21 protein-coding genes are annotated in these 19,144 nt (G+C 58.5%); 5 read left to right on the forward strand and 16 right to left on the reverse strand.

Going from position 1 to position 19,144, the window contains the following annotated elements:
* The first annotated feature begins 5 nt into the window (after positions 1 to 5).
* Genes galE through Q0908_RS05295 form a run of 5 tightly spaced genes read left to right on the forward strand, consistent with a single transcriptional unit; the run spans position 6 to position 6,329 of the window.
* Entirely contained in the window at positions 6 to 989 is a 984-nt protein-coding gene (galE, locus tag Q0908_RS05275; protein ID WP_299281591.1) for a UDP-glucose 4-epimerase GalE, read from the forward strand.
* A 37-nt stretch (positions 990 to 1,026) separates the two neighbouring features.
* Positions 1,027 to 2,142, forward strand: a complete 1,116-nt coding sequence (locus Q0908_RS05280) for a glycosyltransferase family 1 protein (RefSeq protein WP_299281593.1) — start codon at positions 1,027 to 1,029, stop codon at positions 2,140 to 2,142.
* A gap of 48 nt (positions 2,143 to 2,190) precedes the next feature.
* Positions 2,191 to 3,201, forward strand: a complete 1,011-nt coding sequence (locus Q0908_RS05285) for a glycosyltransferase family 2 protein (protein ID WP_299281594.1) — start codon at positions 2,191 to 2,193, stop codon at positions 3,199 to 3,201.
* Positions 3,198 to 4,895 (forward strand): beta-1,6-N-acetylglucosaminyltransferase, encoded by a 1,698-nt coding sequence (locus tag Q0908_RS05290; RefSeq protein WP_299281596.1) that lies wholly within the window; start codon positions 3,198 to 3,200, stop codon positions 4,893 to 4,895. The genes Q0908_RS05285 and Q0908_RS05290 overlap by 4 nt, the downstream gene beginning before the upstream one ends.
* Before the next feature lie 6 nt (positions 4,896 to 4,901).
* A complete protein-coding gene (locus tag Q0908_RS05295) occupies positions 4,902 to 6,329 on the forward strand; it encodes a sulfotransferase family 2 domain-containing protein (protein WP_299281597.1) in 1,428 nt (475 codons plus the stop codon).
* A 3-nt stretch (positions 6,330 to 6,332) separates the two neighbouring features.
* Here Q0908_RS05295 and Q0908_RS05300 read toward each other — a convergent pair whose 3' ends face one another.
* The 16 genes from Q0908_RS05300 to pcaF form a co-directional block, all read right to left on the reverse strand.
* Entirely contained in the window at positions 6,333 to 6,797 is a 465-nt protein-coding gene (locus tag Q0908_RS05300; RefSeq protein WP_299281598.1) for a PTS sugar transporter subunit IIA, read from the reverse strand.
* A 39-nt stretch (positions 6,798 to 6,836) separates the two neighbouring features.
* Positions 6,837 to 7,400: a ribosome-associated translation inhibitor RaiA gene (gene raiA / locus Q0908_RS05305; RefSeq protein WP_299281599.1), complete on the reverse strand. Its 564-nt coding sequence runs from the start codon at positions 7,398 to 7,400 to the stop codon at positions 6,837 to 6,839.
* Between the two features lie 232 nt (positions 7,401 to 7,632).
* Positions 7,633 to 8,391, reverse strand: coding sequence for an LPS export ABC transporter ATP-binding protein (lptB, locus tag Q0908_RS05310; RefSeq protein WP_299281600.1), 759 nt, complete (start codon positions 8,389 to 8,391; stop codon positions 7,633 to 7,635).
* Entirely contained in the window at positions 8,391 to 8,879 is a 489-nt protein-coding gene (gene lptA, locus Q0908_RS05315) for a lipopolysaccharide transport periplasmic protein LptA (RefSeq protein WP_299281601.1), read from the reverse strand. Before lptA ends, lptB begins: the two co-directional genes overlap by 1 nt.
* 8 nt (positions 8,880 to 8,887) lie before the next feature.
* A complete protein-coding gene (locus Q0908_RS05320) occupies positions 8,888 to 9,484 on the reverse strand; it encodes a hypothetical protein (RefSeq protein WP_299281602.1) in 597 nt (198 codons plus the stop codon).
* Positions 9,485 to 9,493: 9 nt separating this feature from the next.
* Entirely contained in the window at positions 9,494 to 10,477 is a 984-nt protein-coding gene (locus Q0908_RS05325; protein ID WP_299281603.1) for a KpsF/GutQ family sugar-phosphate isomerase, read from the reverse strand.
* On the reverse strand, positions 10,474 to 11,088 hold the full coding sequence (locus Q0908_RS05330) for a ribonuclease D (protein WP_299281604.1): 615 nt from the start codon (positions 11,086 to 11,088) through the stop codon (positions 10,474 to 10,476). The genes Q0908_RS05325 and Q0908_RS05330 overlap by 4 nt, the downstream gene beginning before the upstream one ends.
* A gap of 42 nt (positions 11,089 to 11,130) precedes the next feature.
* The gene (locus tag Q0908_RS05335) at positions 11,131 to 11,880 is read right to left on the reverse strand and encodes a PaaX family transcriptional regulator C-terminal domain-containing protein (RefSeq protein WP_299281606.1); all 750 of its coding nucleotides are present in this window, start codon (positions 11,878 to 11,880) and stop codon (positions 11,131 to 11,133) included.
* Positions 11,873 to 13,885, reverse strand: coding sequence for a phenylacetic acid degradation bifunctional protein PaaZ (gene paaZ, locus Q0908_RS05340; RefSeq protein WP_299281608.1), 2,013 nt, complete (start codon positions 13,883 to 13,885; stop codon positions 11,873 to 11,875). Before paaZ ends, Q0908_RS05335 begins: the two co-directional genes overlap by 8 nt.
* A gap of 10 nt (positions 13,886 to 13,895) precedes the next feature.
* A complete protein-coding gene (locus Q0908_RS05345) occupies positions 13,896 to 14,960 on the reverse strand; it encodes a 2Fe-2S iron-sulfur cluster-binding protein (RefSeq protein WP_299281609.1) in 1,065 nt (354 codons plus the stop codon).
* The gene (gene paaD, locus Q0908_RS05350; RefSeq protein ID WP_299281610.1) at positions 14,957 to 15,424 is read right to left on the reverse strand and encodes a 1,2-phenylacetyl-CoA epoxidase subunit PaaD; all 468 of its coding nucleotides are present in this window, start codon (positions 15,422 to 15,424) and stop codon (positions 14,957 to 14,959) included. The genes Q0908_RS05345 and paaD overlap by 4 nt, the downstream gene beginning before the upstream one ends.
* Positions 15,418 to 16,116: a 1,2-phenylacetyl-CoA epoxidase subunit PaaC gene (paaC, locus tag Q0908_RS05355; RefSeq protein ID WP_299281841.1), complete on the reverse strand. Its 699-nt coding sequence runs from the start codon at positions 16,114 to 16,116 to the stop codon at positions 15,418 to 15,420. Before paaC ends, paaD begins: the two co-directional genes overlap by 7 nt.
* A 20-nt stretch (positions 16,117 to 16,136) precedes the next feature.
* Positions 16,137 to 16,421 carry a 1,2-phenylacetyl-CoA epoxidase subunit PaaB gene (gene paaB, locus Q0908_RS05360; protein WP_299281612.1) on the reverse strand — a complete coding sequence of 95 codons (285 nt, stop codon included), beginning with the start codon at positions 16,419 to 16,421 and terminating at the stop codon, positions 16,137 to 16,139.
* Positions 16,422 to 16,424: 3 nt separating this feature from the next.
* Positions 16,425 to 16,889 (reverse strand): DUF3291 domain-containing protein, encoded by a 465-nt coding sequence (locus Q0908_RS05365; RefSeq protein WP_299281614.1) that lies wholly within the window; start codon positions 16,887 to 16,889, stop codon positions 16,425 to 16,427.
* Positions 16,886 to 17,863 (reverse strand): 1,2-phenylacetyl-CoA epoxidase subunit PaaA, encoded by a 978-nt coding sequence (gene paaA / locus Q0908_RS05370; RefSeq protein ID WP_299281616.1) that lies wholly within the window; start codon positions 17,861 to 17,863, stop codon positions 16,886 to 16,888. Before paaA ends, Q0908_RS05365 begins: the two co-directional genes overlap by 4 nt.
* A gap of 3 nt (positions 17,864 to 17,866) precedes the next feature.
* The gene (gene pcaF / locus Q0908_RS05375) at positions 17,867 to 19,069 is read right to left on the reverse strand and encodes a 3-oxoadipyl-CoA thiolase (protein ID WP_299281618.1); all 1,203 of its coding nucleotides are present in this window, start codon (positions 19,067 to 19,069) and stop codon (positions 17,867 to 17,869) included.
* Positions 19,070 to 19,144 lie beyond the last annotated feature (75 nt).

The following is a 19,144-nucleotide window of genomic DNA, read 5'->3' on the forward strand; positions in this document are numbered from 1 at the left end:
GCTAAGTGCAGCACGTATTGGTAACGGGCGGTGCGGGCTATATTGGCTCTCACGCATGCAAGGCATTGCGCGCGGCTGGGTTTGTGCCTGTTACCTATGACAATCTGGAAACCGGATGGCAGGACGCGGTCAAGTTTGGCCCGTTCGAACACGGCGATCTTTTGGATCGCGCGCGCCTTGATGCGGTGTTTGCTAAATATGCACCCGTTGCCGTCATGCACTTTGCCGCCCTCAGTCAAGTCGGTGAAAGCATGCAAGAGCCGGGGCGCTACTGGCGCAACAACGTGCTTGGCTCTCTGACACTGATCGAGGCGGCGACTGCCGCCGGGTGTCTGGATTTTGTATTTTCCTCGACCTGCGCCACCTATGGCGATCAGGACAACGTCGTACTGGATGAAAACAGCGCGCAGCAACCGATCAATGCCTATGGCGCGTCCAAGCGCGCGATCGAGGATATGTTGCACGACTTTGAGGTCGCCCGTGGTTTGCGCCACGTGATCTTTCGCTACTTCAACGTGGCGGGTGCAGACCCCGAGGGGGAGGTCGGTGAGTTTCATGACCCCGAGACCCATCTGATCCCCCTGATGCTGGATGCGATTGCGGGCAAGCGGGATGCCTTGACCGTCTACGGGACCGACTATGACACCCCGGATGGCACCTGTATCCGTGACTATGTCCATGTTTGCGACTTGGTGGACGCCCATGTGTTGGGTCTGAAGTGGCTACAGGACGGCAAAGGAAGTCGCGTGTTCAATCTTGGCACCGGATCGGGATTTTCGGTGCGCGAGGTCATTGACCATTCGCGTGCGGTCACGAACCAATCGGTGCCGTATGTTGATGGGGCCCGTCGCGCTGGCGACTGCACCAAGCTGGTGTCGGGATCAACCCGGGCGGAGGCTGAATTGGGATGGACCCCGACGCGTTCGACCTTGGAGACGATGATCACCGACGCGTGGAGATGGCATCAAACTGGCCACTACAACACATAAAGGGCCGCCTGCGCGTCTGCTTGATCTGACCCGTCTGATGCGCCGGGTCGGCAAGGTGCTGACGGGCGTGGACCGGGTCGAGCTTGCCTATGCACGGGCGCTGCTGGCTGATGCGGTGCCGGTGTTCGGGTTGATCCGGGCGCGCTTGGGCTACATCCTTTTGGACCAGAACGGTATCACTGATCTTTTGCCGTCACTGTCCGGTCCTGCCGGTTTGCCGGAGGTCCAGAGATCGACCGCATGGAGGGCTGCGCGTCGTGCGGCTGTCGGTCGTGTCCCACCCTTCTTGCTCCGGCGTATGCTGCGCACGCAGGTTCCAAGGGGTTTTGCCTATGTGAATGTTGGCCACGCCAATCTGACGACTAGAGTGTTGGGCGCTGTCAAAGTCGTTGATGCCAATTGCGCGGTGATGATTCATGACGTGATCCCGCTCGACTTTCCGGACTATCAGCGTGAGGGTAGCGTGCCCGCCTTTGCCGACATGGTCGCGCGCGTTGAGGCACATACCGACCTGATCATCTACAACTCCGAACACACACGCGAGCAGGCCGAGGCACGGTTTGCGACACCGCCCAAAGCCATTGTTGCGCATCTGGGGACAGAGGTGGCTGTGCCCGACCTGGACGCGTTGCCTGCCGGCTTACCGCCCGATGCGCCCTATTTCGTCTGCATCGGCACGATTGAACCGCGCAAGAACCACGCGTTTCTGCTGGATATATGGGATCAGATGGGGCCAGATGCGCCGCCTTTGGTCTTTGCTGGTACCCGTGGTTGGCGCAATGAGGACGTGTTTGAGCGGCTGGACAGGCTTGGCAACGACACGCCCATTCATGAGGTGCCCGGCCTTGAGGATGGGGCGCTGGCGGCGCTTGTTCAGCGCTCCAGCGGGGTTTTGTTTCCCAGCCACGCCGAAGGGTTCGGACTGCCTGCCACCGAAGCGGCGGCCTTGGGTGTGCCGCTGCTCGTGAATGATCTGGCCGTGTTCCGGGAAATCCTTGGTGATATTCCCATTTACGCAAGCGTTTCAGATCGTTATCTGTGGATCAGCAAGATCAAAGAGTTGGCCGAAGCAGACCCCGCTACGTCAAGACCACCTCAGTTTCAGCCGCCCACATGGGATGCACATTTCAAGATTGTGTTAAGGTTGACCTGATAGGCGACACATGGGCCGGCAGAACGGCAGGTAAAGGGACGGAGCAGGTTGGGCGCTTGGCAGTCATATCGGCTGAGGCTTCAGCGCAAGCGCTGGCGCATTCGTGCGTTCCGAAAGCGTCGCGAACTGGGCCGTGTCGTCAACCGCACCGAACAAATCCGCCCCTCTGATCTGCTGTGCTTTTCGACCCTGCGCAACGAGGCGGTGCGCCTTCCTTATTTCCTCGAATATTATCGCGAGATGGGAATCAATCATTTCCTGATCGTGGACAATGACAGCACTGACGGGTCCGTCGACTACCTTGCAGCCCAACCAGACGTGTCCGTCTGGTCCGCAAAGGGCAGCTACAAACGTGCGCGGTTCGGGGTCGACTGGCTGAACTGGTTGCAGATGAAATACGGTCACAGCCACTGGAATCTGGTGGTCGATCCGGACGAGTTTCTGGTTTATCCGTTCTGCGACACGCGGCCCTTGCGCGCGTTGACCGACTGGCTTGATGCGTCATCGATCAAATCATTTTCCGCCATGCTGCTGGATATGTACCCTAAGGGGCGACTGGACGAACAACCCTATCAGGCCGGGCAGAATCCGATGGAAATTGCCAGCTGGTTTGACAGCGGAAATTACACGATCTCGCGCAATAAACGTTTTGGAAATCTGTGGATTCAAGGCGGCCCTCGGGCGCGCGTTTTCTTTCCGAATGAACCCGAACGTGCGCCTGCGCTGAACAAGATCCCATTGGTGAAATGGGATCGTCGCTATGCCTATGTCAGCTCGACCCATATGTTGCTGCCGCGCGGCCTGAACCAGGTCTATGACGAATGGGGGGGTGAAAAGGCGTCCGGTGTGCTGCTCCACGCCAAGTTCCTGGATACCTTCAACACCAAGGCTGCCGAGGAGTTGGAGCGCAAACAGCACTACGCGGCGTCTGTCGAATACAAAGCCTATGCCGACACCATGCGGGATGATCCCGATCTGTGGTGCAAGTGGTCCGAAAAATACATCAACTGGCGCCAGCTTGAGATTCTGGGCCTCATGTCCAAAGGGAATTGGGCATGAGCGTCGGGATTGTCATGCTGGTGCACACCGCGTTAGATCGCGCGGAACAAGCGGCCCGGCATTGGGCTGCGGGTGGCTGTCCGGTCGTGATCCATGTTGATGCCGCAGTGCCGCGCAAGACCTATGCCGACTTTACCCGCGCCTTGGCGGATGTGCCTGCCATCCTTTTCTCCAAACGCTATCGGTGCGAATGGGGCACATGGGGTATCGTGGCAGCAAGCCAAGCTGCCTCCGAGCTGATGTTGGAGCAGTTTGGCGATGTGCGGCATGTCTATCTGGTATCCGGGTCGTGCCTGCCGCTGCGCCCCGTCGAAGAGTTGGTGGAATACCTGGCCGAACGCCCCCGCACCGACTTTATCGAAAGCGCGACGACATCTGATGTGCCGTGGACTGTCAGCGGGCTGGATCACGAACGGTTCACATTGCGCTTTCCGTTCTCGTGGAAACGGCAGCGGGTTCTGTTCGACCGATATGTTGAGTTGCAACGCCTGCTCAGGATGAAGCGGAAGATTCCGGCCGGTCTGGTGCCGCATATGGGCAGCCAGTGGTGGTGTCTGACACGGCAAACACTATCGGCAATTCTGCAGGGTCCGGACCGGCGGGAACATGATGCGTATTTTCGGCAAGTCTGGATCCCGGACGAAAGCTACTACCAAACGCTGGCGCGCCAGTATTCAACCAATATCGAAAGCCGCTCGCTGACACTTTCCAAGTTCGACTTTCAGGGCAAACCACATATTTTCTATGATGACCACCTGCAGCTTTTGCGCCGCTCGGATTGCTTTGTGGCCCGCAAAATCTGGCCGCATGCGAACCGCCTTTACGAGGCATTCCTGACCGATCCTGCCGGTGCGATGAAGCAGACCGAGCCGAACCCGGGCAAAATCGACCGCATTTTTGCCAAAGCGGTGGAGCGACGTACCCGCGGTCGGCCGGGTTTGTATATGCAAAGCCGGTTTCCGAATGAGGATTGGGAAAACGGTGTCACTGCCGCCCCTTACTCAGCCTTCCAGGGCTTTACCGAAATTTTCGAAAATTTTGAGCCGTGGTTGGCTAAGGCGACCGGGGCGCGTGTGCATGGTCATGTTTTTGACCCCGAAACGGTCGAGTATGCCGAAGGACAGACCACATTAAATGGTGCGCTGGGCAACAGCGCAAAGGCGCGCGACTACAATGCCAACGCCTTTCTGACCAACCTGATCTGGAACACGCGTGGTGAGCGGCAGTGTTTTCAATACGGGCCTGCCGACAATCAGGATGTGATCTGGCGGATTGCAAAAGACCCCAATGCGCAGGTGTCGGTGATTTCAGGCGCATGGGCGGTGCCGCTGTTTCGGTCGAACCGAAATTTCCTTGATATCCGCAAGGAAGCCGCGCGTTTGCAAAAGAACGAAAGTGACCATTTGGACGTGCTGCGCTCGCCCTATGCCAAGGCGCGTATTCGCATCTGGACGATGGCCGAATTCATCGAAGCGCCGATGGAGCCGTTGCAGGGCATTCTGGACGAAATTGGCCAGACTCAGGCCCGTCGACTGGCTGAAGTCCCCAAGATGGTCGACCTCACCGGCTTTGGTCAATTTCTCCAAAACCTCAAGAACCAAGGGATGCACCCCTATCTGATGGGTGATTTTCCGGTGGCGTTGGGCCACGAACCTGCGCAAGATCGCCCTCGCAAACCCTATTTGGTGCGATAACTGGTCATGGCGCAATTCGACTATTTTGTTGTGTTCGCAGAGATGCGCACAGGCTCGAATTTCCTCGAATCCAACCTGAACGCCTTTGACGGGATCGCCTGTCACGGTGAGGCGTTCAATCCGCATTTCATTGGATACCCGAATGTCGATCACATCCTCGAGGTTGATCAGGCAACGCGTGATGCAGACCCAAAGTACCTGCTGCGCGCGATCAAAAAGACACCCGAACTGAGCGGCTTTCGCTACTTTCACAACCACGATGAGCGCATTTTCGATCACGTGATGAACGATCCGAAATGCGCCAAGGTCGTGCTGACCCGCAATCCGGTCGACAGCTATGTTTCGTGGAAAATCGCCATAGCGACAGGCCAGTGGAAGCTGACAGATGCCAAGGCTCGCAAGGATGGCAAAGCGGAATTCGTGGCCGATGAATTCGCCGCCCATCTGGCTGATCTACAGGCGTTTCAGGTCAAGTTGCTGAATCGATTGCAAGTGTCCGGGCAGACCGCGTTTTACATCGCCTACGAGGATTTGCAGAGCGTCGAGGTGATGAACGGGCTGTCCAAATGGCTGGGCGTCGGCACCGAACTTGAGGCGCTGGACAAGAACCTCAAGGTGCAGAACCCGAGCGCGCTGTCTGACAAGGTCAGCAATTTTGGCCAGATGACTGAGGCGCTGTCAGGTCTCGACACCTTTAACCTGACCAGGACGCCCAATTTCGAACCGCGCCGTGGTGCCGCGGTGCCCACCTATTTCGCAAGTGAGACGAGCCCGCTTTTGTACCTCCCGATCCGTGGCGGGCCAGCAGACCCAGTCGTCCATTGGTTGCGCCTGCTCGACAAGGGGCGCGGCGGGCAGCCCGGGTCGAAATTGTCCCAGAATGATCTGCGGGACTGGATGCGTGTGCATGCCGGGCATCGCGCATTTTCGGTGCTGCGCCATCCACTTGCGCGTGCGCATGCCGTGTTCTGTCACCGTATCCTCAGCACGGATAAGGGGTCATATGGCGGTATTCGCAGCACATTGGCGCGGCGCTACAAACTGCCACTGCCTGCCGATCCGCATGATGCAAGCTATGACAAGACCGCGCACCGGGATGCGTTCGCCGCTTTTCTGAAGTTTTTAAAGCCCAATCTGGCCGGACAAACAGCCGTGCGCGTTGATCCCGATTGGGCCAGTCAGGTCAAGATTGTCGAGGGATTTGCCGAATTTGTGCTGCCGGATCGGCTGATGCGGCATAATACGCTGGCGCATGAGTTGGCCGAGCTGGCAGCGATGGCGGGGATCACATCTGCGCCCTCGTTGCCCGAGACGGCATCAGATCGTCCATACGTGCTGCATGATATTTACGACGCCGAAATCGAGCGGTTAGCGCGCAATGCCTATGCGCGCGACTATCTTATGTTCGGGTTTGAGGATTGGCAGCCCACGTAGCCATCATGCAGCTTGGGCCTGTTGCGCCTCGTTCAGGATGGCGAACAGAGTTGAGGCGTCGGGGTTCGCGCGCAACTTCGTGCAGACGCCCTGATCGCGCAACGTGCGTGACACGAGTGCCAGTGCCTTGAGGTGTTCGACGCCGGCCTCTTCGGGTGCAAACAGCGCAAAAGCGATGTCGACGGGCTGGCGATCCACGGAATTAAAATCGATCGGCTTGTCGAGCAGGACAAAAGCACCGATAACGTTCGAAATACCATCAATCCGCGCATGCGGCAGCGCCACACCATGACCGACGCCGGTTGGCCCAAGCGCCTCGCGAGCCAGCAATGATTCCACCACCAAACCAGCGTGCATGTCATAGGCTGCCTGCACAAGATCACCAATCTCGTGCAAAAGCCGTTTCTTGGACGAGGCGGAGGTGACAACCTTGACCGCTTCGGGTTTCAGGAGAGTTCCAAAATCCATTCTGCTCTCATCATTGGTGACCCGCACGGGCACCTTCGTTTACGGGTCTATCCAGCCGATATTGCCGTCATCGCGGCGATATACGACGTTTAGCCCGTCTTTGCCTTCCTTTCGGAACACCAATACAGGGGCCCCGGCCAATTCCATCTGCATCACCGCTTCACCGACGGACAGTGATGGGATGTTGGTTTCCATCTCGGCCACGATGATCGGTTGCAGGCTTTCGGGCTCCGAGTCGTCCGACCCTGCATCAGAGGCGAGGATATACGAGGCCGCGCCAGAGAGTTCAACCGGCTGAGCGCGCTCTTTGTGGTGGTCCTTGAGGCGGCGTTTGTAGCGGCGCAATTGCTTTTCCATCTTTTCGGAACAAGCATCAAAAGCTGCATAGATTTCAGTGGCATGGGCCTTGGCTTGGGCCGTCAATCCGGTCGACAGATGCACTGTCGCCTCGCAGACAAATTCGTGGGCGGACTTTGAAAACACCACATTGGCGTTTGTGGGCCGTTCGGCATATTTTTCCACCACTGTGCCCAGATCGTCCCGCACATGGGTTTGCAACGCGTCGCCGATGTCGATTTGTTTGCCACTGATTTGGTATTGCATACTTTCTCCTTCAGTTTGATCCGTAGTGACACCAAGACGGACCGCGGGGGGCGTGGTCCAAAGCAAGGTGTCAAATAAACGGAAATGGCGTGGCTGTTGCCTGATCCTGTGCGCACGCAAACCGCGTGGCGTGTCGTATGAGGATCTGGGACAGCATCAAAGCCATGCCCCATTGCACGCCAAAAGGGCACGGCCTGTCAATGAAAAGCGCACCCGATCTGCGTCTGTCCGCTTACTGAATACGAAAATTTTCACCCAAATAGACGCGGCGCACATTTTCGTTCTGCACGACGTCCTGAGGGGTGCCCGACATCAAAACCCGCCCGTCATGCAGGATATAAGCGCGATCCACTATTTCGAGCGTTTCGCGCACGTTGTGGTCGGTGATCAGTACCCCGATACCGCGTTTTTTCAGGTCTGCAACCAGATTACGGATGTCCCCAACCGAGATTGGATCAACCCCGGCAAAGGGTTCATCGAGCAGCAGATATTTCGGATTTGCTGCCAGCGATCGCGCGATTTCCACGCGTCTGCGCTCCCCACCTGACAAGGCCAGTGCAGGTGCGCGCCGCATGTGCTCTATGGAGAATTCGCTGAGTAATTCCTCGAGCCGCTCGCGCCGCTTGTGGCGATCCGGTTCGGTGATATCCAGAATGGCGAGGATGTTATCCTGCACCGTAAGCCCGCGGAAAATACTCATTTCCTGCGGCAGATACCCAATCCCCATCTGGGCGCGCCGGTACATCGGCAACATGGTGACATCCGCCCCATCCAGCGTGACGGTGCCCCCCTCGGGTGTAACAAGACCGGCCACTGCATAGAAAGTCGTCGTTTTGCCTGATCCGTTTGGTCCAAGCAGGGCAACAACCTCGCCCCTGCTCAACTCCATCGAAAAGTCGCGGATCACCAGTTTTTTGCGATAGGATTTGCGCAGATGCGAAATCTTGAGTCCGGACATGCCGTCAGCGACGGTCAGCTTGGGCCTGGCCATTATTCATTACCGGATTGCAGAATGGATTTGACCCGACCCTGGACGCGTGCAGTTCCATCATCAAGTTGGATCGTCGCCTTGTCGCCCGAGATGGCGCTTTGGCCTTGGGTCATCAAAACGTCACCCGTCAACACGATCACGCCGGTGTCGATGCTGTAGTCAGCGCGCTGTGCTTCAGCAGCATCGGGCCCGGACACAACGGTGACTCCGCCCGTGGCTTCGAGCCGTTCGATACCGGCCCGATCCTCAAGGTAGATCACAAGCACGCGCGGCGCGGACAGGCGCATTTCGCCTTGCCCAATCACCACATTTCCGGTGAACAGCGCGGCCCCGGTGTCTTGGTTTACGTTCAATTCATCCGCCGTCACTTCGACCGGGGCCGAGGTGTCTTGCTGGATCGTCCCAAAAGCGACCTGGGTGCCTTGTGCAAGTGCGGGTGTTGTGAGGCCCAGCAGGGCAATGCAGGAAAATGCGCGAAAAAACGTCACTGATTGTATCACTCTTCTGACTTATTGGGGTCGTATACCAGCTTCACCCCGTTTGTGAAAATCAAATGGGCGTTTTCCTCACCCTCGCGCCGTTCAAACCGCATTTTGCCCGCGTCCAGATCGCCAAGCGGGCCTGTTCCGACAATCGGCCCCGGCGACTCTACCACCAAGGTATCAAATTCTGCGTCCAACCTGTCGGTAGTCAGTCTGTACCCTGTCGATGTGGTGATCACGACGTTTCCTTCAAGGGTGGAGGCACCGCCCTTGACGTCAAACCGCCCAGAGTCCGAAAACAACACCACCCGCGTGCCCGAGACGAGGTCGATCTGCGCGGACATATCGGTGACTGCATTGTCCAACTCGCTGAGCGTGGACATTGTGGCTGCCGTGATCGACACTTGGTCACCGTCTTCGGTGGTGCCGGAAAAGAAGGGTGCGGTGACTTGCTGACCGCGCAGCTTTTCCTCGATTTCGTCGTCGGCAAAAGGCATGTCAGCCACCGGATCAATGGTGCGCGACAGCAAAAACAGGGTGGACAACAGCCCCAACGCGGTTAGCGGCAGCAAGATTTTGAGCCAGGCAATGATCTGCGAATAGCGGTCCATGCGTGCCTTCTACCCCAGGCCGACCCGCAGGCAATCGTGGATGTGGATCAACCCGAGAGGCGGCCCATCGGCGCCGGGATCGCGGGCAAACAGGCAGGTCACGGGCCGTTCGCCGGTAAGCCCATTCATGATCCCGACCGCCTCTTGTGCGAGGACACTCGGGTCAATGGTGCGCGGCGACGTGGTCATGACGTCTTGTGCGGTCAGATCCAGCAAGCGGTTGCTCATGTGTCGTCGCAAGTCACCGTCAGTGATGATCCCGGCAAGAGATCCGGCATCATCCAGCACCCCCACGACGCCGAAGCCTTTCTGGCTGATTTCGATCAACGCTTCGGGCATTGGGGTGTTAACGGATACCAAGGGCAACGCCGCGCCGCTGTGCATCAGGTCTGACACACGGGCCAATTGCGCGCCCAATTTGCCACCGGGGTGGAAGTCACGGAAGTGTTCTGCGGTGAACGCGCGGTGTTTCATGATGGCGACGGCCAGTGCGTCACCCATGGCCAGCGTCAATGTGGTCGACGTGGTTGGGACAACTCCGGTGCCGCAGGCTTCCTCCAAATCAGGCAGCTGCAGAACCACGTCGCACTGGCTGCCAAGGGCGCTGTTTGGTGCTTTCGTGATCCCTACCAGCGGGATGTCAAAGCGGCGCGTGAAAGCGATGATGTTGGCCAGTTCCGGTGCCTCCCCGGAGTTTGAGATCGCCAGCACGACGTCAGCGCGGGTGACCATGCCCAGATCGCCATGGCTGGCCTCCGCTGGATGCACGAATTGCGCGGGGGTGCCCGTGCTTGCAAATGTCGCGGCGATCTTACGCGCGATGTGCCCTGATTTGCCGATGCCCGTGACGATCACCCGCCCCTTTGCATTCAGCAGTAGGTCGACACTGGTCCGAAACGTATCATCAAGCGCGTCAGCAAGCGTCATCAAGGCCTCCGCCTCGGTGCGGATCACCTGGCGCGCGGTGTCAATGAAAGGCGTGGTGCTGGTCATGAGTGGGCGAAGATGTCCGTATCGGGCCAGCCGATCAGGTCCAGATTGGCCCGCATCGGCAGGAAGTCAAAACAGGCTTGCGCGACCTCCATGCGTCCTTCGCGCTCAAGCCGTTTGTTCAGTTCATCCCGCAGTTTGTGCAGATACAGCACATCCGATGCCGCGTATTCCAGTTGCGCATCACTCAGGTTATCTGCGCCCCAATCGCTGGATTGCTGCTGCTTCGAGATGTCGATTTGCAGCAATTCCTGCAGCAGATTCTTCAACCCGTGCCGGTCCGTGTAGGTGCGGATCAACCGGCTGGCGATCTTGGTGCAATAGACGGGCGCGGTCACGGCACCGAACGCGTTTTGCATCGCTGCGATATCGAAGCGGCCAAAGTGAAATAACTTGAGCACATCCGGGTCCGTCAGCAGTTTGCACAGGTTTGGCGCTGTCGTCTGGCCCTTTTTGATCTGCACGATATGGGCATCCCCATCACCGCCGGACAGTTGCACAACGCACAACCGATCCCGGTGTGGATGCAACCCCATGGTTTCACAATCGATGGCGACGATCGGCCCCAGATCGAGATCGTCAGGCAGGTCGGAGATATGCAGATGGTTTGTCATGCCCCCGCTATAGCCGTTGGCGCGGGGTTGGGAAAGCGTGGTTTAGCGGGCCTTGATCGCATCAAGGGCAGGCCGCGCAAACCGGTCCAGCACTTCGGTGACACGTACCCGGCAATCGTGCCCGCGCCAGTCTGTCGAATGTGCGCTGCGTGGCAGATCGGGATGTTTCAACGTCAGTCGCCGCCACGCATGTACGACCATCACCCGCAAGACTGCGATATCGAGGGGCGTCAACGACGGGGCATCTGTATCTATGTCGCACAGCACGTCATGCAATACTCGGTAGCCCTCGCGTAAATCCGCGTTTTCGTGTTGTTCACCAAGCCAAGTTGGCAGATCGGTTGGGGTCAGGTACATGGCATTCGCCGGTATCGGGGTGGTGTCATTGCTTAGGAAAACGCGATCAGACACGTGCGCGAATTGTGCCGGGTCAAGGTCAGTACGCGGCATCTGGATCATGACCATATGCGCCTTTGAGGACATATCCGATGGCCTGCCATAGATGCGAGGTCTCGCCGCTGCGCTGTCTCGCTGCCCTTTTGCAGTCAGGCTATGATGGCTGGTCCGACCGTTCTTTTGCGAGATGATCCACCCATCGCTGCGCAGTCGGTGCAGGGCCACCCGTGTAGCTTCGGGTTTGATCCCGATTTGCGCCATGATCAGCGATAACGTCGGCCCATCAAGCGGGCGATCCGGCGCAAGGTCGCCAAAAACGGTCACAAGCAGGGACCAGACGCGAATGGATCCCGACTCTGTCAGCCTTTGGATGGTGCGTGCGTAACTGTCAGGCATTCATGGTCAGCAGTTCATATTCGGCCACTGCCTCATCGTCTTGATTGGACAGTCTGACGTGCCAGCGTACCTCGCCATAGTCCGCTGTGCGCGGTGTCTTGGCCTTGACGGTCAGATGCACCTTGATGCTGTCGCCAGCTTGGACAGGTTTCATGAACCGCAAGTTGTCGAGGCCGGTATTCGCCAGAACAGGTCCGGGGTCGGGGTGTACAAACAGCCCTGCGGCAAAGCTGAGCAACAGATAGCCGTGCGCGACCCGTCCCGGAAAGAACGGGTTGGCGCGCGCTGCATCTTCATCCATGTGAGCATAAAACGTGTCGCCGGTGAAATGCGCAAAAGTGTCGATATCGTCCAGCGTGATCGTGCGGTATTTGGACGCCAGCGTGTCGCCAATGGCAAGGTCGGCATAAGGCCGGGTAAAGGGGTGCGGCTTGTCGGTGTCTTGTGTGCCCCTCGCTACCCATTGTCCTGTGATCCCGCTCAGGATGTCGGGGCTACCTTGGATCGCGGTGCGTTGCATATAGTGCGTGACTGCGCGAATGCCGCCCAACTCTTCACCACCGCCCGCGCGCCCCGGCCCCCCATGGGTCATATGCGGCAGTGGCGCACCATGACCTGTCGCCTCGGCCATTGAGGCCCGGTTGTTGAAATACAGCCTACCGTGGAAACATGCCGACGCCATGGTGATATCGCGTGCAATATCCGCGTCCCGCGTGATGACTGACGCCACGAGCGATCCCTTGCCCCGATTGAGGAGCGTCGCCGCATGGTCAAGGTCGCGATAGGGCATGATGGTCGAGACCGGACCAAATGCCTCGACATCATGCACCGCTTGGGCCGTGTCCGGGTCTGGGCAATGAAACAGCATTGGCGGCAGAAACGCGCCTTTGCTTTGTGCCATCGCAAAATTTTCTGGGTCGCCGAATACCCGCTCGGTCTCTTGACCAAGTTGTTCCGCCTTTGTCAGAACGTCCGTTTTCTGCCTGTTAGAGACCAATGCGCCCATATGTGTCGCAGCTTCACGCGGGTCACCGATGGTGATTTTTTCCAGATGATCGGTCAACGCATGGATGACCGGATCGACATGCGCCTGTGGCACCATTATGCGCCGGATGGCAGTGCATTTCTGCCCCGCCTTGGCCGTCATTTCGCGCCTGACTTCCTGCACAAACAGATCGAATTCCGGCGTGCCAGGGGCTGCATCAAGGCCAAGGACCGACGCGTTCAGGCTGTCTTGTTCGGCCGTAAAGCGCACTGCGTTCGACAACAGGTTCGGGTTGGCCCGTAACGTGCGCGCAGTATCGGCCGAGCCGGTAAATGTCACCACGTCCTGGCAATCGAGGTGATCCAGAATGTCGCCCACTCCGCCTGCGATCAGTTGCAACGCGCCATCGGGCAACAGCCCGCTTTCAACGATCAGGCGTACGCAGGCTTCGGTCACATAGGAGGTTGCCGTTGCGGGCTTGATGATCGCAGGGACCCCGGCCAACAGCGCGGGCGCGAGTTTTTCAAGCATGCCCCATACTGGAAAATTAAAGGCATTGATGTGCAGCGAGACCCCTTGCAGAGGCGTGCAAATATGCTGGCCTACGAACCGCCCATCGCGTCCAAGCTGTTCAATCCCACCATCTAGATACACACGCCCATTCGGCATCTCGCGCCGCCCCTTCGACGCAAACACCAGCATCGTGCCGATGCCACCGTCGACATCGATCAGGTGATCTGACTGCGTCGCGCCGGTGTCAAAGCTGAGGTCATAGAGCATCTTGCGATGGTCGCGCAGGTGTAGCGCGATGGATTTGAGCATGCGCGCGCGGTCATGGAACGTCATTGCGCGCAGGGCAGGGCCGCCGACTTCGCGGGCAAAAGCGCGCATGCCTTGTACGTCCAGTGTTTCATTGCCTGCTTGTGCGATCACATCGCCGGTTACTGCGCTTTCTATGGGTCGTGCGCCCGGGCCGGGTGCAATCCACTGGCCTGCGCCAAAGCTGTGAACGTCTCGCATCGCAAAGCCCCTAATGTTGGTCATAGTCCACGCTCAGCGTATCGCTGAGCGGGTAGCATTGGCAGGTCAGCACAAAGCCCGCAGCGACTTCATCGTCTTCGAGCGCATGGTTGCTGAGCATCTCGTACTCACCCTGCGTGACCTTCGCCTTACATGTGCTGCACACCCCGGCCTTGCACGCAAAGGGCGCATCCAGGTCATTGGCAAGCGCGGCGTTGAGCACCGAGATGTCCTTGGCCATGTCGATGCTGTGCGTGGTGCCGTCAATGGTGATCTGAGTCGTGGTTTCGGGTCTGGATTGGGCGCGGGCGCTCAGGGTCTTTTGCGCTAGCTGGCCTTGTTGGCTTGCGCCGAAAAGCTCGAACTTGATGTCCTGTTTGGACATTCCACGCGTCTCTAACGTGGCGGAAATGGTCAGCATCATGGGTTCAGGGCCGCAAATGAAAGCCGTATCGACGGAGCTGATATCGATCCAGGACTTGAACAACGCCACGCATTTGTCATCGTCAAGGCGGCCCGAGAACAGGTCGATATCTTGCCCGGCTTCAAGCACGTGGATCAGGGTAAACCGACCCATATACCGGTTCTTGATGTCATCCAGCTCTTCACGGAACATGATCGTGTGCACGGCGCGGTTTGCGTAGATCAGCGTGATCGTGCTGTCAGGCTCGTAGGCAAGTGTTGTCTTGATGATCGAAAGGATTGGCGTGATACCTGACCCACCAGCGAAACACAGGTAGGATTTTGCCTTTTTAGGGTCGATATCTGTATAGAACTTGCCTGCTGGCTGCATCGCGTGGAGTGTATCGCCCACCTTCAGGTCAGTGTTGGCGAAGGTCGAAAACGCGCCGCCATCGACCCGCTTGATCCCAACCTGAAGCGCTTCGTCCTGCACGCCAGCGCAAATCGAATAGTTGCGCCGTAGCTCGACGCCATCAAAGTCATGCTTGAATGTAAGATACTGGCCTTGGACGAAGCGAAACGCCTCAGGCGCTTCGGGCTTAAGCGTCAGCACCACCGCGTCTCGAATGGTGCGTTGAATGTCAGTCACGGTCAGTGGCAGAAAATCATTCATATGCATTTGAAATAGTCGAAGGGTTCCAGGCAGTCGGTGCACCGCCACTGCGCTTTGCAGGGCGTCGAGCCGAATTGGCTGATCCGTTCTAAGGCGGTTGATTTGCAATGCGGGCAGTGCTGAGGACCGCCCGCCGCCTGAGGTGGCGCAATCCCGTACGCTTCCAGCTTGGCTTTGCCGCTGTCGCTAAGCCAATCTGTCGTCCATGGGGGCGCAATCTGCCTTTTTAGAGACAGGTTTTCTATTCCATTGGCCCGTAACGATGCTTCAATCTCCAGATTGATAACGGATGTTGCGGGACAGCCGGAATAGGTGGGGGTGACGGCGACTTCCAATGTATCGCCTTGCCACGTCACGTTCCGAATAATGCCAAGGTCAACGAGTGAGATCACCGGGATCTCAGGGTCTGGTACCTGGTCGAGCCACGCCCACACCTGATCCACCGAAGGGCGCGTCATTACCATGTCGCACCGGGATAGTTGCGCGGCAGCACCTGCATCGTCGCCAGCATGTGACCCAGATGCTCGGAATGCCGCGTGCCCGTCTTGCCGCCCTGATGTGCGAAGTCCGAATCCGGCTTGGTTAGGGTCGATTCAGAGAGTGTTTGACTGACATGCACATCGAACGCGTCGCGCAATACAGACATATCCGTCAGGTCATCATCGTCCTGCGCAAACATCTCACCCACATAGGGCCAGAGCCGGTCCAGCGCGCCCTGCATCCTGTCATGGCTTTCCTCGGTTCCGTTGCCCAATGCGATCACGATATCGGTGGATCGCTCGCGATGATATGTGACCTCCTTGGCTGATTTTTGGGCGATGGCGCTGATGTCGGCATCTGCATGATTGATCAGCGCTTGCAGTGCCTCAAAATGCCAGGTGTCGAACAGGAATTGCCGCGTCATCGTGACTGCAAAATCGCGATTGGGTTGTTCGACCAACAAAAGGTTGCGGAAATCCCAGGCATCGCGCGTGTAGGCCAGTGTGTCGGCGGTGCGCCCCTGCCCCTCACGCTGACCCGCAAGGTCAAGCCAAAGCTGAGTCTGCCCGATCAGATCGAGCGCCGTATTGGCGAGCGCGATGTCTTCTTCAAGCGCGGGGGCATGTCCGCACCATTCCGACAAACGCTGTCCCAAAACAAGGGTATTGTCCCCCATGCGGATCAAGCCAATGACACTCACATTGCCCCCACATCGTCAGGGATGTCGAAGAATGTCGGGTGGCGATACACCTTGTCATCCGCCGGATCATACAGCGGGCCCTTGTCGTCGGGCGACGAGGCGGTGATATCAGCCGCAGGGACGACCCAGATACTGACCCCTTCCTTGCGGCGGGTATAGACATCGCGGGCGTTCTGGATCGCGTGTTCGGCGTCGGTCGCATGCAGACTGCCCACATGGCGGTGCGACAGGCCGTGTTGGCCGCGGATGAACACTTCGTAAAGGGGCCATTCGGTCGACATATCCTACTCCGCCGCCATATTGCATCGCCGCCATGCGAACATATCCACCGCGTCCCAGCCAAAGGCGTGATCGGTCGAGCCGTGCGCGTGCAAGTGGCGCAGGTGCCCCATCGCTTCGGTCAGCGTCGGAATGTGCCCGTCATCGATGTTCCACATCACGAAATGCGGCACCTTCATTGGATCGAACCACTTGGCCCCCTTTTCATAGAAACGGGCGTGAAGCGTGTTGAACACGTAGTGCCCAAGGCTTGCGACGTCCGACCAGACCGATAGGTTGGAAATCATGTCCGGGTCACCGGGCACCTGAATATCCGTCGCGTTGCCATTGTCGGCCTGCATCCGCCAGACAAAGCCGGGGCTGCGTTCGGCCTGCGCGTTCATCCGGTCGAGGTTGTCCATGAACTCTGCCATACGCGGATCATCGGTGGGATAGCGGGCATAGCCGACATTAAGCTGGGCGACGTTCATTCCGCGGCTACCTTTGCGCTGCGTTTCTTGGCGGCGTGTGCCATGCGCGCTTCACGCACCCAGGCTCCGTCATCCCAAGCCTTTTGCCGGGCTTCAATACGTTCGGTGCTGCATGGGCCGTTGCCTTTCAACACCTCGAAGAACTCGGACCAGTCGGGTTGGCTGAAGTCATAGCCGCCCTTGTCCTCGTTCCATTTCAGATTTTCGTCCGGCACGGTTAGCCCGAGATATTCCGCTTGCGGAACTGTCTGATCGACGAACTTCTGACGTAGCTCGTCATTGGAGTTCATCTTGATCTTCCATGCCATCGACTGTTCGGAATGCACACTTTCGGCATCTGAGGGGCCGAACATCATCAGTGACGGATACCAGAACCGGTCGAGCGCATCCTGCGCCATGCGTTTCTGAGCGTCGGTCCCGTCGGCCATCTTCATCATAATGTCAAAGCCCTGGCGCTGGTGAAACGACTCCTCCTTGCAGATGCGCACCATCGCGCGGGCGTATGGGCCGTAGGACGTGCGCTGTAACGGCACCTGGTTCATGATTGCGGCCCCATCGACCAGCCATCCGACGGCACCCATATCCGCCCATGTCAGCGTCGGATAATTGAAGATCGACGAGTATTTCATGCGCCCGTCCAACAGCATCTCGGTCAGTTCGTCCCGGCTGACTCCAAGCGTTTCGGCAGCGCAGTAAAGGTAGAGCCCATGCCCCGCCTCGTCCTGTACCTTGGCCAGCAGGATTGCCTTGCGCTCGAGCGTGGGGGCACGCGTAATCCAGTTGCCTTCGGGCAGTTGTCCGACAATCTCGCTGTGCGCGTGTTGCCCGATTTGCCTTATTAGGGTCTTGCGATAGCCTGATGGCATCCAGTCCTTTGGCTCGATCTTGTCACCTGCGTCGATGCGTGCCTGAAAGGCGGTTAGCTTTTCGGGGTCGTCCTGCGAGGCTTCGGATTTGATCATCTGTGCATACATTGTTCAGACCCTTTCGAGGATAAGTGCAACGCCTTGTCCGACGCCCACGCACATGGTGCACAGTGCATACCGGGTTCGGGTGCGTTTGAGTTGAAATGCGGCCGTCATCACGAGGCGTCCGCCGGACATGCCCAACGGGTGGCCGATGGCGATGGCACCGCCCTGCGCGTTTACGCGCGGATCGTCATCCGCCACGCCAAGGTCGCGCAATGTGGCGAGCCCTTGGGCCGCAAAGGCTTCGTTCAGTTCGATGACGTCCATCTGGTCGATTGTGAGGCCCGCACGCGCCAACACCTTCTTGCAGGCGGGCACGGGGCCAATGCCCATGACGCGCGGCGCGACCCCGGCGGCGGACATGCCCACGATGCGCGCCATCGGCGTCAGTTTGTTGTCTTTTGCGGCCTGTTCGGACGCGACCAGCAAAGCTGCCGCGCCGTCGTTCACCCCGGACGCGTTGCCTGCCGTCACAGTCAGGTCGGCCCCGTTGATGCCGCGCATCTTGGTCAGTTTATCGACGCCTGTGCCGGGGCGCGGATGTTCGTCCGTGCTCACACAAATTGGATCGCCTTTGCGCTGTGGTACCATCACGGGCGCGATTTCGTCTGCAAAGGCGCCTGCGGCATGGGCCGCTGCCCACCGATCCTGTGATCGTGCGGCAAAGGCGTCCTGATCCGCGCGACTTACCGACCAATCGGCGGCCACATTGTCGGCGGTCTGAGGCATGGAATCGATACCGAACTCCACCTGCATCTTGGGGTTCACAAACCGCCACCCGATGGTCGTGTCATAGACCTGATTGGCGCGGCTGAAGGCACTTTCGGCCTTGGGCATAACGAACGGTGCACGGCTCATGCTTTCGATACCGCCTGCGATGGCCATATCCAGATCGCCCGCCTTGATCCCGCGTGCGGCCATACCGACCGCATCAAGGCCTGAGGCACATAAGCGGTTCACGGTGATGCCCGGCACATCGACGGGCAGTCCTGCAAGCAGAGTCGCCATGCGCGCGACATTGCGATTGTCCTCTCCCGCCTGGTTGGCGCAGCCCATGATCACATCGTCAAGCCGCGCCCAATCCACATCCGGGTTGCGCGCCATCAGGGCTGCGATAGGGACAGCGGCAAGATCATCCGCACGCACGGACGACAAGGCACCGCCATAGCGGCCAATTGGCGTGCGTTGCGCGTCGCAAATGAAAGCGTCCATCAAGTCCTCCGGTGGTTCTGAGTGTATCGGCGGAAAGGATTCGCTTCAAATGAAATGTTACACAATGGGGTTGCT

It is taken from the genome of uncultured Tateyamaria sp., from assembly GCF_947494755.1.
Classification (GTDB): domain Bacteria; phylum Pseudomonadota; class Alphaproteobacteria; order Rhodobacterales; family Rhodobacteraceae; genus Tateyamaria.

Coding starts and splice junctions, on each gene's coding strand:
- Q0908_RS05280 (WP_299281593.1), top strand. CDS start 1,027: ATGCGCCGGGTCGGCAAGGTGCTGACGGGCGTGGACCGGGTCGAGCTT.
- Q0908_RS05290 (WP_299281596.1), top strand. CDS start 3,198: ATGAGCGTCGGGATTGTCATGCTGGTGCACACCGCGTTAGATCGCGCG.
- Q0908_RS05295 (WP_299281597.1), top strand. CDS start 4,902: ATGGCGCAATTCGACTATTTTGTTGTGTTCGCAGAGATGCGCACAGGC.
- Q0908_RS05300 (WP_299281598.1), bottom strand. CDS start 6,797: ATGGATTTTGGAACTCTCCTGAAACCCGAAGCGGTCAAGGTTGTCACC.
- raiA (WP_299281599.1), bottom strand. CDS start 7,400: ATGCAATACCAAATCAGTGGCAAACAAATCGACATCGGCGACGCGTTG.
- lptB (WP_299281600.1), bottom strand. CDS start 8,391: ATGGCCAGGCCCAAGCTGACCGTCGCTGACGGCATGTCCGGACTCAAG.
- Q0908_RS05320 (WP_299281602.1), bottom strand. CDS start 9,484: ATGGACCGCTATTCGCAGATCATTGCCTGGCTCAAAATCTTGCTGCCG.
- Q0908_RS05325 (WP_299281603.1), bottom strand. CDS start 10,477: ATGACCAGCACCACGCCTTTCATTGACACCGCGCGCCAGGTGATCCGC.
- Q0908_RS05330 (WP_299281604.1), bottom strand. CDS start 11,088: ATGACAAACCATCTGCATATCTCCGACCTGCCTGACGATCTCGATCTG.
- Q0908_RS05335 (WP_299281606.1), bottom strand. CDS start 11,880: ATGCCTGACAGTTACGCACGCACCATCCAAAGGCTGACAGAGTCGGGA.
- paaZ (WP_299281608.1), bottom strand. CDS start 13,885: ATGCGAGACGTTCACAGCTTTGGCGCAGGCCAGTGGATTGCACCCGGC.
- Q0908_RS05345 (WP_299281609.1), bottom strand. CDS start 14,960: ATGAATGATTTTCTGCCACTGACCGTGACTGACATTCAACGCACCATT.
- paaD (WP_299281610.1), bottom strand. CDS start 15,424: ATGGTAATGACGCGCCCTTCGGTGGATCAGGTGTGGGCGTGGCTCGAC.
- paaC (WP_299281841.1), bottom strand. CDS start 16,116: ATGGGGGACAATACCCTTGTTTTGGGACAGCGTTTGTCGGAATGGTGC.
- paaB (WP_299281612.1), bottom strand. CDS start 16,421: ATGTCGACCGAATGGCCCCTTTACGAAGTGTTCATCCGCGGCCAACAC.
- Q0908_RS05365 (WP_299281614.1), bottom strand. CDS start 16,889: ATGAACGTCGCCCAGCTTAATGTCGGCTATGCCCGCTATCCCACCGAT.
- paaA (WP_299281616.1), bottom strand. CDS start 17,863: ATGTATGCACAGATGATCAAATCCGAAGCCTCGCAGGACGACCCCGAA.
- pcaF (WP_299281618.1), bottom strand. CDS start 19,069: ATGGACGCTTTCATTTGCGACGCGCAACGCACGCCAATTGGCCGCTAT.